Annotated in this window: 11 protein-coding genes; 8 read left to right on the top strand and 3 right to left on the bottom strand. The window is 45.5% G+C overall.

What is annotated here, in order from left to right; genetic code table 11:
* Positions 1-341 precede the first annotated feature (341 nt).
* Positions 342-1,094 (top strand): electron transfer flavoprotein subunit beta/FixA family protein, encoded by a 753-nt coding sequence (locus EP13_RS10660; protein ID WP_044057274.1) that lies wholly within the window; start codon positions 342-344, stop codon positions 1,092-1,094.
* Positions 1,091-2,017, top strand: a complete 927-nt coding sequence (locus EP13_RS10655; RefSeq protein ID WP_044057273.1) for an electron transfer flavoprotein subunit alpha/FixB family protein — start codon at positions 1,091-1,093, stop codon at positions 2,015-2,017. The genes EP13_RS10660 and EP13_RS10655 overlap by 4 nt, the downstream gene beginning before the upstream one ends.
* 97 nt (positions 2,018-2,114) lie before the next feature.
* Here EP13_RS10655 and EP13_RS10650 read toward each other — a convergent pair whose 3' ends face one another.
* Positions 2,115-2,423: an isoamylase early set domain-containing protein gene (locus EP13_RS10650; RefSeq protein WP_044058913.1), complete on the bottom strand. Its 309-nt coding sequence runs from the start codon at positions 2,421-2,423 to the stop codon at positions 2,115-2,117.
* Positions 2,424-2,838: 415 nt separating this feature from the next.
* Between EP13_RS10650 and EP13_RS10645 the strand changes: the two genes are divergently transcribed.
* The 3 genes from EP13_RS10645 (at position 2,839) to EP13_RS10635 (ending at position 7,844) form a co-directional block, all read left to right on the top strand.
* The gene (locus tag EP13_RS10645; protein WP_044057272.1) at positions 2,839-4,071 is read left to right on the top strand and encodes an efflux RND transporter periplasmic adaptor subunit; all 1,233 of its coding nucleotides are present in this window, start codon (positions 2,839-2,841) and stop codon (positions 4,069-4,071) included.
* Positions 4,071-7,220, top strand: a complete 3,150-nt coding sequence (locus EP13_RS10640; protein ID WP_044057271.1) for an efflux RND transporter permease subunit — start codon at positions 4,071-4,073, stop codon at positions 7,218-7,220. The genes EP13_RS10645 and EP13_RS10640 overlap by 1 nt, the downstream gene beginning before the upstream one ends.
* A gap of 267 nt (positions 7,221-7,487) precedes the next feature.
* On the top strand, positions 7,488-7,844 hold the full coding sequence (locus EP13_RS10635) for a hypothetical protein (protein WP_044057270.1): 357 nt from the start codon (positions 7,488-7,490) through the stop codon (positions 7,842-7,844).
* Positions 7,845-7,996: 152 nt separating this feature from the next.
* On the opposite strand, the gene EP13_RS10630 is transcribed toward EP13_RS10635, so the two are convergent.
* Positions 7,997-10,243 carry a TonB-dependent receptor gene (locus EP13_RS10630; protein WP_044057269.1) on the bottom strand — a complete coding sequence of 749 codons (2,247 nt, stop codon included), beginning with the start codon at positions 10,241-10,243 and terminating at the stop codon, positions 7,997-7,999.
* A gap of 123 nt (positions 10,244-10,366) precedes the next feature.
* Positions 10,367-11,356 carry a GlxA family transcriptional regulator gene (locus tag EP13_RS10625; RefSeq protein ID WP_044058912.1) on the bottom strand — a complete coding sequence of 330 codons (990 nt, stop codon included), beginning with the start codon at positions 11,354-11,356 and terminating at the stop codon, positions 10,367-10,369.
* 137 nt (positions 11,357-11,493) lie between these two features.
* Here EP13_RS10625 and EP13_RS10620 point away from each other — a divergent pair, with 137 nt between their 5' ends.
* From EP13_RS10620 to EP13_RS10610, 3 genes are read left to right on the top strand one after another with little or no spacing between them, the layout of a single operon-like run.
* A complete protein-coding gene (locus tag EP13_RS10620) occupies positions 11,494-13,296 on the top strand; it encodes an acyl-CoA dehydrogenase (protein ID WP_044057268.1) in 1,803 nt (600 codons plus the stop codon).
* A gap of 24 nt (positions 13,297-13,320) precedes the next feature.
* Positions 13,321-14,088, top strand: a complete 768-nt coding sequence (locus tag EP13_RS10615) for an SDR family NAD(P)-dependent oxidoreductase (protein WP_044057267.1) — start codon at positions 13,321-13,323, stop codon at positions 14,086-14,088.
* Positions 14,089-14,116: 28 nt separating this feature from the next.
* Positions 14,117-14,878: an SDR family oxidoreductase gene (locus EP13_RS10610; protein ID WP_044057266.1), complete on the top strand. Its 762-nt coding sequence runs from the start codon at positions 14,117-14,119 to the stop codon at positions 14,876-14,878.
* Positions 14,879-14,897 lie beyond the last annotated feature (19 nt).

Here is a 14,897-nt window from a genome sequence, read left to right as displayed (position 1 = left end):
GTGCACTATTGATGAAACAAATAATGCGATGTGTCAAAAACATGTAAATTAAATGTCGACCTGAAAGGTAATGCAGGTTGACGTTTACGTCAACAGTAAGTACATTGCAGGGCAGTTTACGTTAACGTTAACTGGCGAAGCATTTTATATGCTCGTAAACGTGGTGTTAACGGCGTTTTGGAGCTAGCCTTTACAAGACGTACGTTCCACGGATTCATTTTAACGTAGCGTGCATTGTTAAAGTTTCAAAAAGCGTGGTGAAGAAATACGTTTTTATTTTTTAATAGATAATTATTAGTGAAACGTAATCGGCACCGACGAACTCAACAATTGAGGTAAATATGAAGATACTCGTACCGGTCAAACGCGCGATCGATTACAACGTTAAGGTAAGAGTGAAGGCCGATGAATCTGGCGTAGACCTTACAAACGCGAAAATGGCCATTAATCCTTTTTGTGAAATTGCGGTTGAAGAGGCCGTTCGATTAAAAGAAAAAGGCGTTGCCACTGAAATCGTTGTTGTTTCAATTGGTGACAAAAGCTGCCAAGAACAAATACGTACAGCACTTGCCCTAGGTGCTGATCGTGGTATTCAAATCGATACCGATCAAAATCTTGATTCACTTCAAGTGGCAAAGCTTTTATCAAAAGTCGTTGAAGAAGAACAACCGCAACTTGTTATTCTTGGTAAGCAGAGTATCGACTCTGACAATAACCAAACAGGCCAAATGCTTGCAGCACTGACAGGTATGCCCCAAGGCACATTCGCGTCAGAAGTGGTTGTAGATGGCGAAAAAGTGAATGTGACTCGTGAAATTGATGGCGGCCTTCAAACTGTCGCGCTTTCGCTTCCCGCCGTGGTCACTACCGATCTTCGCTTGAACGAGCCCCGTTATGCGTCACTACCCAATATCATGAAGGCAAAACGCAAGCCTCTTGATGTAAAAGCGGCAGCTGACTTTGGTGTTTCACTGGAATCAAATGTGAAAGTACTGAAAGTGACACCAACACCGCAGCGCGAGGGTGGTATTAAGGTAGCAGACGTTGCTGAGTTGGTAGAAAAGTTAAAGAATGAAGCAAAGGTGATCTCATGAGCGTACTCGTATATGCAGAACACGATAATGCAAGCTTGAAGACGGAAACCCATAAGCTTGTGAATGCCGCGCAGAAAATGGGTGGCGACATCCATATACTTGTTGCGGGAGAAGGTTGCCAAGCCGTTGCTGAAGCCGCAGCCCAAATTGACGGTGTTGCAAAAGTACTGGTTGCTGACAACGCTGCGTACAAACATCAATTAGCTGAAAATACCGCTGACTTAGTGCTTGAACTGGCAGGTGATTACAGTCATGTTGTGGCTGCTGCTACGACTACGGGTAAAAACTTCATGCCTCGCGTAGCGGCATTATTAGACGTTGCGCAAATCTCAGACATTATCGGTGTTGAGAGTGAAGACACGTTTGTTCGTCCGATTTACGCGGGTAACGCTATCGCAACTGTACAATCGTCTGATGGTAAAAAAGTGATTACTGTACGTGCAGCATCATTTGATGCAGCTGGAACAAGCGGCAGCGCTGAAATTGCAGCAATTGATGTAGTTAAAGGCAGCGAAAAGTCTGATTTTGTTTCTGCAGAACTGACGGAGTCAGAGCGCCCTGAGCTTACGGCGGCAGAAGTGGTTATTTCTGGCGGTCGTGGTATGCAAAACGGCGACAACTTCAAACTTCTCGAAGGTATTGCAGACAAACTAGGTGCTGCTATCGGCGCATCCCGCGCTGCAGTTGATGCTGGGTTTGTTCCTAACGATATGCAGGTAGGTCAAACAGGTAAAATTGTTGCACCACAGCTTTATATCGCGGTAGGTATCTCAGGCGCTATCCAGCACCTTGCAGGTATGAAAGACTCTAAAGTTATTGTGGCTATCAACAAAGACGAAGAAGCGCCAATATTCCAAGTTGCCGACTACGGTTTAGTCGGTGATTTGTTTGAAGTGCTTCCTGAATTAGAAAGTTCGTTATAAGCAAACGCAATAAGATAATGAGGCTGCAAGGGGTCATCTTGCAGCCTTTTTTATATCTGCTTGGCGTCGAGCTGATTAAATGACAGCCTTGCGAGGATTAAACCCTGACAACAGAGTTATCCTCAATGCTAACCGGGGAGGGAATATACGCATCTGCTTCCCAGTCGTTTTCCCATTTTTCCCCATCGAGTAAATAGCGGAATTGATACTCGTTATCTTTTTCTAGGTCTACCGTCAGCGTGAAGTCACCACTTTTGAGCTTTTTCATTGTGAGAGGCTGTGTTTTCCAGTCGGTGAAGTCACCGCAAAGCGCGGCTTCTTTCACGTCTTGCGCGGCTTCCGCATTTAGTCGAAAAGTTACTTTGCACAGAGGTTTTGATTTAAGGTATTGCTTCTTGAGACTCATAGTGTGTTTTCCCTTCAATGTAGCGAAATCTTGATTGTCCCGATAACTGGTTGAGCGTTCATTAAGTTTTAACAGGCTCATCGGTTAACCCATGTACAGTGGGTGATTAAATAATCAACGAAAAGGCATTATTTATCAATCTTACTTTGTAATCTTTTGATAATTTTTTATATTAGGCTTGCAAGAAAAAGAGGTTAAATATAAGAAATGCTGAATGTATTCACAAAATCTAACAATCTTCAGCAAGCGCTTCGACAATAAAAAAAGTAGACTAGAGCAACTTGCTCTTACGCAGTTATTAATAATAAAACAATCTTGCTTTGCATTAATGCATACGGCGTTGAGTCGGTACAGGGTGAATATAGGTTTCAAGCCCTCACCACGCGTTATGTTTTAGCATTCCTAGGGATAGTAAATGAAAAACTCCAACCTGATAAGAAGTGTTGTTCCGTTGGTGATTATACTTGTAGCTGTAGTAGCCGCAGTAATCATGATTGGTTCGCGAAAGCCGCCCGAACAAGTACCCGTCGAAATTCCCGCATTTTTAGTTGATGCCAAGCCAGCGAATAGCGAGCCGGTTAATTTTATCGTTACGTCTCAAGGTAACGTGGTTCCCCGAAATAAAACGTCGTTGAGCGCGCAAGTGAGCGGCCAGCTAGTGAGTTTATCCCCTCAATTTATTGTCGGCGGTACGTTTAAAAAAGGGGACGTACTGGCCACCTTAGAGCAAGATGATTACAGAACCGACGTAAAGCTTGCTGAGGCAGAGTTAGCACAGGCCCAAGCGGCGTTAGAAGAAGAAATTGCGCGCGGTAAGGTAGCCGAGCAAGAATGGCGTTCAGTGAGCAGTGTGGCGCCGCCAGAATTAGGTTTGCGCAAACCGCAATTGGCAAAAGAGCAAGCGAATGTAAAAGCGGCAGAGGCAAAGTTAGAACGTGCCAAACGTAATTTAGCGCGTACCCGTATTCGGGCTCCCTACAATGGTATTGTGGTAGAACGAAATATTGATTTAGGACAATTTGTGACCTCGGGCACACCCATAGGTACCGTGTACTCAACCGACACAGCAGAAGTTAGATTACCTATCACTGACAGTGATTTGATGTTTATTGATATCGCGGGTCAATCTAGCGAAGGTGCCCCTGTGTCACTGCGAGCCACGGTGGGCGGGATGACTCGTACTTGGGAAGGCAAGCTTGTGCGTTCAGAAGGTGTGTTAGATACCGGAAGTAGAGTAGTGTACGCGATAGTGGAGGTTTCAGACCCTTACAACCTTGCCGCCACTCACGCTGCGCCGCTCAGATTTGGACAGTTTGTTGAAGCACAAGTGACATCACGTCAGCAAGAAAATCTCATGGTGTTACCGCGTAGCCTATTGCGGCTGGATAACACCGTGTTAGTCGTTAACGACAATAGAGAAATTGAGATTAAGCCGGTGGAGGTTGCCCGTACGACTGCCAGCCATGTTTACCTTGCTGGTGGCATAGACGAAGGCAGTTTGGTGGTCACCAGTGCGGTACCAAACCCGTACAATGGAATGAAAGTCCGTTTGCCTGGCGACGATCCTGTGTTATCGGAAGAAGCAGAATCAGACAAAGCTAGCGACACCGATGCGGTGCCTAGCGACGCCTCTGACGGAGGTAGATAATGAGCCGAATTGATACGCAAAAAGGGCTGATTGCCTGGTTTGCTCGTAACAGCGTTGCGGCGAATTTATTGATGTGGCTGCTGGTTGTGGGCGGCCTGTTCAGTGCTTTTAGTATTCAAAAACAAGTATTTCCCAGTTTTGAGTTTGATGTTGTCAACGTACGGGTACCTTACTTGGGCGCTGCGCCACAAGAAGTTGAAGAAGGGGTGTTGCTTAAGATTGAAGAAGCGGTAAAAGACCTCGAGGGTATAAAACAGCTCAACTCAACGGCTGTAGAGGGAATGGGTACTGTAACGATTCAAGTGGAAGAAGACTACGACGTACAATCGTTGCTTGATGAAGTAAAAGTGCAGGTAGATGCCATTCCCAGCTTCCCGGCAGACACAGAAAAGCCGGTGGTTTATCGTCAAAAAGTGATGCAGGACGTTATTTGGGTGTCCGTCTATGGTGATGCCACAGAGCGAGAGCTGAAAGAGTTTGCCAAAAACCTTCGTGACGACATTGCCAATTTACCGGGAATATCTAGCGTACAGGTAGTTGGCGCAAGAGATTATGAAATTTCAGTTGAGTTATCCGAGGTAGACTTGCAAAAGTACAACCTTACTTTTGCAGACGTAGTCACGCGTTTGAGTCAAAGCAGCGTTGATTTGCCTGGTGGCTCTATTCGAACCGAAAACGGCGACATTTTATTACGGACTAAAGGCCAGGCCTATACAGGGTGGGACTTTTCTCAAATTGTATTAGTCACCAATGCAAACGGAACCAGAGTAACGCTGGGCGATGTGGCGTACATCAATGATGGATTCATTGAAAACAATCAATATGCCTTGTTCGACAACAAACCCGCTGTTAGCTTGCGCGTCCGCGCAGTAGGCGACCAAAATGCCCTAGAAATTTCAAAACAAGTTAATCAATATATCGACAGCCAAAAAGACATATTCCCTGCACATATTACGGCAGATACATGGGGAGATAGCTCTTTCTATCTGGCCGACCGTTTGAATATGATGCTGGAAAATATGTTCTTTGGGGCGTTGCTAGTTTTCTTGGTGTTGTCGCTATTTCTAAAAATTAAACTGGCATTTTGGGTGATAGTCGGCCTGCCAGTGTGCTTTTTGGGTACGTTACTCGTGATGCCGTTAGATATGATAGGCGTTTCTATTAACATGCTTAGCTTGTTTGCCTTCATATTGGTATTGGGGATTGTCGTCGATGATGCCATTATTATGGGCGAATCAGCCTATTCTGAAATTGATAAAAAAGGCCACAGTACCGATAACGTTATCGCTGGCGTGAAAAAAGTTGCCATGCCAGCGACCTTTGGAGTTCTTACCACCATCGCTGCCTTTGCGCCTATGCTGATGGTGTCAGGACCATTTGGTATTATCTGGAAAACCATCGGTATGGTGGTGATTGTTTGCCTTGCCTTCTCTTTGATCGAATCCAAACTCATTTTACCTGCTCACTTAGTTCACATGAAGTTGAAGCCATACGACCAGGCAACGGCGAATGGTTTCCAACGATTCAGAGATATATTCAGTGAAGGGATAAAGCGTTTCATTCAAAATACCTATGCGCCATTTTTAGCTAAAGCGATTCGAAATCGTTACACCACAGTGTCGGTGTTTGTTGCGATGTTAATTTTGACCGTGGGCTTATTCGGTGGTGGCATTGTGCGTTTTGTCTTTTTCCCGAGTATTCCTAATGATTTCATGGTCGCCAGTTTCGAGCTTGAGCCTGGTTCTTCCCTAGAGCAGCGCGATAATGTGCTCAATACACTTCGTGATGCCATGCAGATAATGGATGACAAAATAGCCGAAGACGACGGCGAAGGTGTGGTGAAACATGCTATAGCCTTCGATGAAGGGAATTTAGGTGGTCAAATTCTTGTTGAGTTGACTAAGGGTGAAAACCGTACGTTAAGAGATTTTGAAATCCAAGATAGGTGGCGACAAGAGCTACCTGAAATACCTGGCGTAAAATCATTTAACATTAGCTCTCCAGGCGGCCCTGGTGGCGGCGCAGATCTCAGTTTTGAATTTAGTTCAGGTGATATTAAAGCGCTTCGAGCGATCAGCAATGAGTTAAAAGAAGCCCTAGATGCTTATGAAGGGGTCACAGATATAAACGATACTTTCTCCGGGGGGAGCGAAGAAGTTCAATTGGCACTTAAGCCGCAAGCTGATGCACTTGGTATTACCCTACAGCAACTAGGTCAACAGGTAAGGTTTGGCTTTTATGGTGCAGAAGTACAGCGCATTCAGCGGGATGATGAAGAAATTAAGGTGATGGTTCGTTACCCTAAATCTGAACGTAGTTCCATAGAGCACCTTGAGAACATGCGAGTACGCGCACCTAACGGTCAAGAGATCCCGTTTCAACAAGTGGCCACCTTTACTGTGGGTCAAGGCTTTGATTCAATTATTCGAGTAGATGGAAAGCGTTCGGTTACCGTGACGGCTGTGGTTGATAAAGCCTTGATGGATCCTTCTGAAATTACCAATGACGTGGTCAATAACCTCATGTCAGACCTACTTGCTCGATACCCTAACGTAGAATTTCAATTGCAGGGCAATTCAAAAGAACAAGCGGATGCGATGTTTAGCTTAATGAAAGGTTTGTTATTTGCGCTGTTTGCCATTTATACCTTGTTGGCTATCCCGCTCAAATCTTACAGCCAGCCATTTATCATTATGTCTGTGATCCCTTTCGGCATAGTAGGGGCAATCATAGGGCACTTGGTGCTAGGCATGGCCGTGAGCGTGCTGTCTATTTGTGGCATTATCGCGCTTTCCGGAGTAGTGGTTAATGATAGCTTGATTATGGTGGACTTCGTCAACCGCGCGCGCAAAGAAGGCTTGTCGCTGATTGATGCAGCAATAAGTGCCGGGACGCAGCGTTTTCGCGCTATTATCCTGACCTCATTGACGACCTTTATGGGCTTGATGCCAATTGTGTTCGAGCGAAGCTTACAAGCACAAATCGTTATCCCCATGGCGATTTCATTAGCGTTCGGTATTCTTTTTGCCACCGTTATTACATTGCTGCTAGTGCCTGCACTGTATCTCATTCTTAATGACATCAAAAATGTGTTCGTGAATAAGAAAAAGCACTCTCATTTGGCACATTCAGAACCTCCTACGTCCTAAACCGTCTGCTACCTGGCAGAAGGATAAAGTCATAGCCGCTGACGCTTGAATAAAGTGTCAGCGGCTTTTTTGTTTGCATTTCGTACAAACATGATTATACTGTATGAAAAATCAGTATGGTTTAAAATGAATCTGCGGTTTATTTTGAGTGCTATTTTTCTGTTGGTACGATGATTTCCGCACATCATTATCCGTAAGTCATTCTAGCGCGAGGCGCGTTAGAACAAAGCGCTGTCAATGCCGACTATCAGAAAGCGAGGTTAACGTATGCAAACAGGTGTAAAAGCAGTAGATCAACTTATTGTTAAGCACGGCATTATGTCTTGTCCGGGCTACGATACCTTTCAACGCAGAATGCGCTTAACGGGGGGAGATAAGCGAGCCGATACTCTGCCTTTTTGTATGTATACGAAAATATCTCATGCTCCGCTGTCGCGCTATTTTACGGTGCATCACTTCTATCTGCCGTCGAACAAAGGCAAGTTAGCCAGCTTCCTTTTTGATGAGAAAGGGGTATTAATTGAACAAGTCTATTACCAACGTGTGACGCGCTGGGTAAAAGTGTGTAAAAAATTACAGCAATTAGTGCAAGGGACGTCTCGGGATGTTCACTTAGCAGCATAGCTAGTACATTAATGGATGCAGGTCAGTGAGTATTACGGCCGGGTTTATCATGGCTAAGCACAATGGTGTTAATACGTTGCTTACCTTATATAAAAAAGCGGCAATGAATAACATTGCCGCTTTGGTAAACCAGAATGGGTCAAAAACGCCGTTTAGTAATAGGTGTATTTAAACTCAACACCCCAGATACGCGGCTCGTTAACAATACCAGTCAGGTTTGCAAAGTCGATTGCACCTTTAACGTTATTTTCGTCGGTAATGTTACGTCCAAACAAGGCCACCGTGTAGTTATGGGCAAAGTTCTCGTAACCAATACGTAGGCCACCTTCGAAATTATCGTCTGTTTTGAATTCAGCAGCTTCGTATAAGAAGATGTTTGTTTCGCCCTGGAATGCCCAATCAGTGAATACAAAGAACTCACCGTCATCACCCATAGGGATGGTGTAACGCGCAGTAAAGTTGAATATAGACTCTGGTGCTTGGGGGAAGGGGTTTCCGTCGATGACTGCATTGTAACCGTCAGGACGATCGTCTAATACAGTGCAGTGGCTTTGGGTAGCAGTGGCTATGCTCGCTCCACATGGCGCAACGGTCAAAGTGTCATCTTGAATTTCAGTGTGGTTGTAGCTATAACCTGCAGTGAATGTAAGCTCATCAGTGGCCAACCATTGAGCATCAACTTCAAAGCCATACGCTTCGCCCTTATCGGCATTCACCAGCTGGGTTAGGTTATCTGAACCGCCGATGGCTGAAAACTGCATATCGTCGACGGTATAGAAAAATGCTGCGGCATTTAAGCGTAGCGTGTCATCCAGTAAATCCGACTTAACACCCACTTCAAATGAGTTAATTGTTTCAGCGTCAGCCACCGATGGAGACTCTGTAAATGCGACCGCACGCCCTTGTATACTTTGCGCTCTAAACCCATTCGCATAGCGAGCAAATACTGACATATCGTCGGTCACGCGATAATTTGCGCTCAACTCGTAGCTGGTTTGCCCATCATCAACCATGATGTCGTCATACGCTTGAACACTCACAAAACCTAGCAATACGCCCAAACTATCTGCATTTTGTTCACCCAATATCAGAGATTTCTTATCGTGGGTGTAACGGATCCCGCCAGTGATGTTTAGTCTTTCATTAACTTGGTAAGACGATTGGCCGAACAGGGCCCAGGTTTGGTTATCATGGAATACCGTCGTCGCACCGAAGAACCCATCAGTGGTGGTAACGTTGAAGGATGCGTCATAGTAAAAGGCACCTAATTGCCAGTTAATCGCATCTGAGGTATTGCTCGCTAAACGAAATTCTTGGGTATATTGTTCCAAATCGTTGAGGTCGTCTTGAGTGACAAAGTTTTGCGAGGCAATAGCATCACCGTCAATATCGCCAAGGCTTGAGCCTTCGGCAGTTTCCATGGCGGTAATTGAGGTGAAAGTGACCTCGTCCATATCATATTCAAGCTTAAGAGACGCGCCAAAACCTTCGTATTCTTGAGGATTGTTGTCGGTGCCATCGGCCTCTAAATCACCATCATAATTGACGGTGTCACGATCGTAGCTATCATTAAGTTCATTGCTACCTTCATCGAAGACATTACCGCGAAATATGGACGCTGTGCCTTCTAACTCACGACCGTGGACATTCAGTAACGCAGAAAAGTCTGCCGACGGTTCCCACAGAAGTTGCAAGCGATACGCTTTTTCGTCATAGCCGCCTAGTGCGTCCTTTTGACCAGAAGCCGCGTTATCAATATAGTCATCACGTTCTTGAGAAAGTAATGAGAGACGTGCTGATAACTCATCGGTAAGTCCACCGCTGACAGCACCTTCAAAGTTCATCGTACCGTAAGAGCCGAAACCAGCCTTTGCATAACCTTCAACATCTTGAGTGGGTTTAACCGTATCGAACTTAATGATACCTGCAGTGGTATTGCGTCCAAATAACGTACCCTGAGGACCGCGAAGTACTTCAACTTGTTGTACGTCGAAAAGCGGGAAGCTTTTTAGTACAACGTTTTCCATAACCACTTCATCCATGATAATTGACACTGGCTGCGACGCCGCTAGGTCAAAGTCGGTGTTACCTAATCCGCGAATGTAAAATCGAGGGGCAACGCGTCCATTGGACGATTCTGCGTAAAGGCCTGGAACGCGTACAGCAAGTGCCAGGATATCCTCTCCACCGGAGAATAGGCTTTCAAACTTTTCTCCGCTTAGGGTAGCAACGGAAATAGGTACTTCTTGAATTGACTGGGTGCGTTTTTGGGCTGTAACTGTGATTTGTTCAAGCGCAGATTGTTTTTTTTCTGTCGTTTCTGTGTCTTGAGCAAGAACGGGGGCGCTAAACGCTGTGCTGATAGCCAGCGCTAATGTCGCTAAGTTGTGTGTTCTCATGTGTCCACCAAGAATTGTAGTTTATGCTTTTGTAGTGTTTTGGTGCAAAAAATAATCATCATGCACGCGGCGAGATAGTTTACACAATTCGGTTAATAAAAACTTCACTTTATTTTTAATAAATTAAAACCGCTGAAACTTAGACCGGTACTGCGATGGAGAGAGGCTAGTGTTCTTTTTGAAAAGTCGTGAAAAGGAACTGAGATCCTCATATCCAATTTGGTTCACTATGCTCTCTATAGGTGCATGCGTGGTTTCAAGTAGTTTCCGCGCCCGTTCCAATCGGATGCGTTGTAAGTACTGTAAGGGGGTAAACCCACATGCATGTTTAAACCGACGAATAAGCGTGCGTTCCGTAAGATTATGTTTTCCCGCTAATTCGTTGAGGGTCATCGGCGTGTGCAGATGGGCGTCAATATAGTGTTGGACCGCCAAAATATCTTTGTCTTGATGAAACTTAAATTGTCGACTGCTTGCATAGGCAGTTTGATTAGCTCGGGACAAATCGAGTACATGAGATTTGGCTGTGTCACTTGCTATGCCGTTCCCGCAATACCGTTCAATAAGCAACAGGGCTAAGTCAATCCACGCCATTCCGCCACCAGCACAAAACACGCTGTTATCTTCGGTCACCATTTTATCTGGCTGTACATTTACCATTGGATAGCGCGCTTTGAATTTATCTGCATAACCCCAGTGGGTCGTGGCGACTTTATCATTCAAAATTCCCGTTTCTGCTAGCAAAAATGTGCCTGTGCAGTTTGCAGCGATATCCGCACCTTGCTTGTGTAACCGTCGTAACTGAACCAATTGATTTGCGTTGTTTTGCAGCACAGTATCAATATCGCCGCCAATGGTGGGAATAAGCAAAATATCCGTGTGTGCCACATCTTCAATGGCTAAATGAGGGTTCAGTGTTAATTGGTTTGAACACACAATGGGTTGGCCGTGGGAGCTCGCTAATTGCACGGTAAATTGGGGCGTGGGGCGTTGATGATGGATACGCTGCCAACTGATACCGGCAAAAGCAAACAAATCTAACGCCCCCGTAATGGCCGACGCCAGTGCATGTTCAAAGCCGAACACAGTAACAATAAAAGGCGTTCTATTCATATGAGTAATATAATTTATTTGAGTGGATAAGTTTAAATTATGGTTGGCAGTTTTCACCATAATTGTGTCATTAATGACAATAATGCCATGGTAACGAATATGACACAATGCATTAACAATTATTCGTGGAGATCATTATGGCCGACCAACTCATTCCTCGTCGAGAAATGCAATTCCAACTATATGAAGTTTTAGATACGGCAGGCCTGTGCAGTCGAACTCGCTTTAACGAACACAATGTTGAAACCTTTAATGCGGTTATAGATATGGCTGAAAAGATGGCAGAAGAGAAGTTCTTGCCCCATAACGCCACCGCAGACAAGAACGAGCCCACCTTCGATGGCACCAAAGTATCAATGATTGATGAGGTAAAGGACGCTTTTGACACCTATCGTGATGCCGGTTTTATTGCGGGTCATTTCGATTTTGAAGAGGGGGGGATGCAATTACCGGTAACGGTGATGAATGCGTGCGCAGGCTACTTCTTAGCCGCCAACCCCTCTTCCACTGCATACCCTTTTCTCACCGCTGCTGCCGCGAATGTAATTAAGCATTTTGCCTCAGATACAATTAAACAGGCATTTTTGCCGAAGATGCTTAGCGGGGATTTTACTGGCACCATGGCCTTAACCGAGCCTCACGCTGGCTCATCACTCGCTGATATTCGCACTTCTGCAAAGTTACAAAGTGACGGCAGTTACCGGGTAAAGGGGAGTAAAATCTATATTTCAGGCGGAGAACACGAGCTGTCTGACAACATTGTTCACCTAGTTTTGGCAAAAATTCCAGGTGGGCCTGCTGGGGTAAAAGGCATTTCGCTGTTCGCCGTGCCTAAGTACCGATTGAATGAGGAAGGAAACCCGGATAAGCGTAACGATGTAACATTAGCGGGGCTTATACACAAAATGGGCTACCGTGGTACCACCTCTACCGCATTAACCTTCGGTGAAAATGGCGATTGCCACGGCTATTTGATTGGTGAGCCCCATCAAGGCTTGCGGTATATGTTTATGATGATGAACGAGGCTCGTATAGGCGTTGGTTATGGCGCGGCCATGATTGGCTATAGAGGGTTCCGTTACTCATTAGACTATGCCAAAGATAGAACGCAAGGCCGGGCAGCACCTCATTTAGCGCCAGAGGACGACCCAACGCCAATTATAAATCACGGTGATGTACGGCGAATGCTCCTAGCGCAAAAGGCCTACTGTGAAGGCGGCATGTCATTGTGCCTTTATGGCAGTATGTTAATTGACGAATTAGAAACCGAAGTCGATGAAGCAAAGCGCGCAGAACTCTCTCAATTACTGGATTTATTAACCCCTGTTTTTAAGGCATGGCCGTCAGAATTTGGCCCCAAGGCGAATGATCTCGCTATTCAAATTTTAGGGGGGGCAGGGTACACCCGAGAGTACCCTGTTGAGCAATGCTGGCGCGACAATCGACTTAACCCTATTCATGAGGGAACCAACGGTATTCAAGCGCTAGATTTGTTGGGAAGAAAGCTATGGCAACACGAGGGTAAAGGTTTACAAGTGTTGCTAACCCGCGTGACTGATGACATGACCCGTGCAGAAACCCCTAGAGCACAGGCTCTGGCTGCAAAACTAAAACCCTACTTAGACGAATTAGGTGCACTAATTCAACAGGCCGGCAAAGACTTAACATCAGACAAACAATCTGTACTACTGACCAACGCAAGTTGCTTTTTAAGCATATTTTCAGCGTGTGTGGTGAGTTGGATTTGGTTGCGCCAAGCCAATGTGGCAGAGCGTGCATTAAGCACGGGTATACAGGGTCATGATGTGGACTTTTACGAAGGTAAATTGGCGGCAGCAGAATACTTTTTACACTGGGAATTACCCTTGGTTTCAAGAGATATAGAAGTGTTGCGTGGCCAAAATGCTACATGCAACAACGTTAAAGCAAGCTATTTCTAACAGAATAAATGTGGAGCACAACGAATGAACGTAGCGGCAAATGTTGAAGGTAAACATATCTTAATAACGGGCGGAGGTTCTGGTATTGGTGCGGCGTCGGCGACTGTCTTATGTGCCAGAGGCGCTATTGTTGGCGTGGCCGATGTGAATGAAGAAAACGCGAATGCCTTAGTCGCTGAATTACAAGCCGCTGGCGGCAAAGCTTATGCGGTGACTGTGGATGTGACAAACCCTGAGCAAGTAAAAGCCATGTTTGAAAGCGCCTTATCCCAGGTTGAAAAAATTGATGTGATCATCAACAACGCGGGTATTGACCATTTCCCCGCTCCCATGACCGATGTTGACGATGAGATGTTTATGAAAAACATTCAAGTGAATTTGGCCGGTGTGTGGTATTGCATGAAAAATGCGCTTAAACACATGACGGCAACAGGTGGGGGCCACATTATTAATGTGGCATCGGTAGCAGGGTTGCGATCAGCGCCCATGATCAGTGCTTATAGCGCATCTAAGCATGGCGTTATTGGTTTAACGAAATCTGCCGCTGTTGAGTACGCCAGAGCCAATATTCGTATTAATGCTGTGTGCCCCAGTTTTGTTGATACGCCTATGGTACAAGGGGTGTTGTCAAAATTAGATGAGCGAGGCCAAAAAGGGCTGGTTGCGGCAAACCCAATGAAACGGTTGGGCAAGCCTGAGGAAATTGCCAATGCGATTGCCTGGTTGTGTAGTGATGAGTCATCGTTTATGACGGGCCAATCTGTGGTACTTGATGGTGGAATGTTGGCTTAGGCAAACAGAGTGAAAAAGGACAAAATACATGAAAGATTTATTTGATTTAACGGGAAAAGTGGCACTAGTGACTGGTGCGAGTCGCGGAATTGGAGAGTCAATTGCTCGACTTTTAGCCCAGTATGGTGCGCACGTTATTGTATCTAGCCGCAAATTAGACGGCTGTGAAGCGGTGGCGTCGTCCATTCGAGATGCCGGCGGTAAAGCAACAGCCATGGCCTGCCATGTGGGGGATATGGCTCAAATTACGGATACCTTTGCCACGATCAAGCAAGAGTTTAAAAAGCTGGATATCTTGGTAAATAATGCGGCGGCAAACCCCTATTTCGGTCACATTCTTGATACCGATTTAGGCGCTTACAATAAAACCGTTGATGTTAATATTCGTGGCTATTTCTTTATGTCCATTGAAGCGGGCAAGATGATGAAAGAGCAGGGTGGCGGTGTTATTTTAAATACGGCGTCAGTTAACGGCGTGACCCCTGGCGATATGCAGGGCATTTACTCTATCACTAAGGCTGCGGTTATTAGCATGACTAAGTCATTTGCCAAAGAGTGTGGAAAGCTGAATATTCGTGTTAATGCGTTATTGCCAGGGCTCACCGATACTAAGTTTGCTTCAGCGCTCACCACCAATGAGCAAATATTAAAACACGCCCTTAAGGTTATCCCGCTAGGACGGGTAGCGGATCCTGACGAAATGGCAGGCACCGTGTTGTACCTCGTGTCCGATGCCTCAAGCTATACGACAGGCACGACAGTGGTTGTTGATGGTGGTATGCTAGCGTAAAAATAAAAGCGAACGAGAT

The sequence above is a fragment of the Alteromonas australica genome, assembly GCF_000730385.1.
GTDB lineage: Bacteria > Pseudomonadota > Gammaproteobacteria > Enterobacterales > Alteromonadaceae > Alteromonas > Alteromonas australica.
The sequence above is the reverse complement of the archived record's forward strand: the minus strand, read 5'-3'. Positions and strand labels throughout refer to the sequence as shown.

Bases quoted from the DNA above. Each gene is read 5' to 3' on its own strand.
- EP13_RS10635 (WP_044057270.1), top strand. From the start codon at position 7,488: ATGCAAACAGGTGTAAAAGCAGTAGATCAACTTATTGTTAAGCACGGC.
- EP13_RS10655 (WP_044057273.1), top strand. From the start codon at position 1,091: ATGAGCGTACTCGTATATGCAGAACACGATAATGCAAGCTTGAAGACG.
- EP13_RS10615 (WP_044057267.1), top strand. From the start codon at position 13,321: ATGAACGTAGCGGCAAATGTTGAAGGTAAACATATCTTAATAACGGGC.
- EP13_RS10650 (WP_044058913.1), bottom strand. From the start codon at position 2,423: ATGAGTCTCAAGAAGCAATACCTTAAATCAAAACCTCTGTGCAAAGTA.
- EP13_RS10620 (WP_044057268.1), top strand. From the start codon at position 11,494: ATGGCCGACCAACTCATTCCTCGTCGAGAAATGCAATTCCAACTATAT.
- EP13_RS10625 (WP_044058912.1), bottom strand. From the start codon at position 11,356: ATGAATAGAACGCCTTTTATTGTTACTGTGTTCGGCTTTGAACATGCA.
- EP13_RS10645 (WP_044057272.1), top strand. From the start codon at position 2,839: ATGAAAAACTCCAACCTGATAAGAAGTGTTGTTCCGTTGGTGATTATA.
- EP13_RS10630 (WP_044057269.1), bottom strand. From the start codon at position 10,243: ATGAGAACACACAACTTAGCGACATTAGCGCTGGCTATCAGCACAGCG.
- EP13_RS10640 (WP_044057271.1), top strand. From the start codon at position 4,071: ATGAGCCGAATTGATACGCAAAAAGGGCTGATTGCCTGGTTTGCTCGT.
- EP13_RS10660 (WP_044057274.1), top strand. From the start codon at position 342: ATGAAGATACTCGTACCGGTCAAACGCGCGATCGATTACAACGTTAAG.
- EP13_RS10610 (WP_044057266.1), top strand. From the start codon at position 14,117: ATGAAAGATTTATTTGATTTAACGGGAAAAGTGGCACTAGTGACTGGT.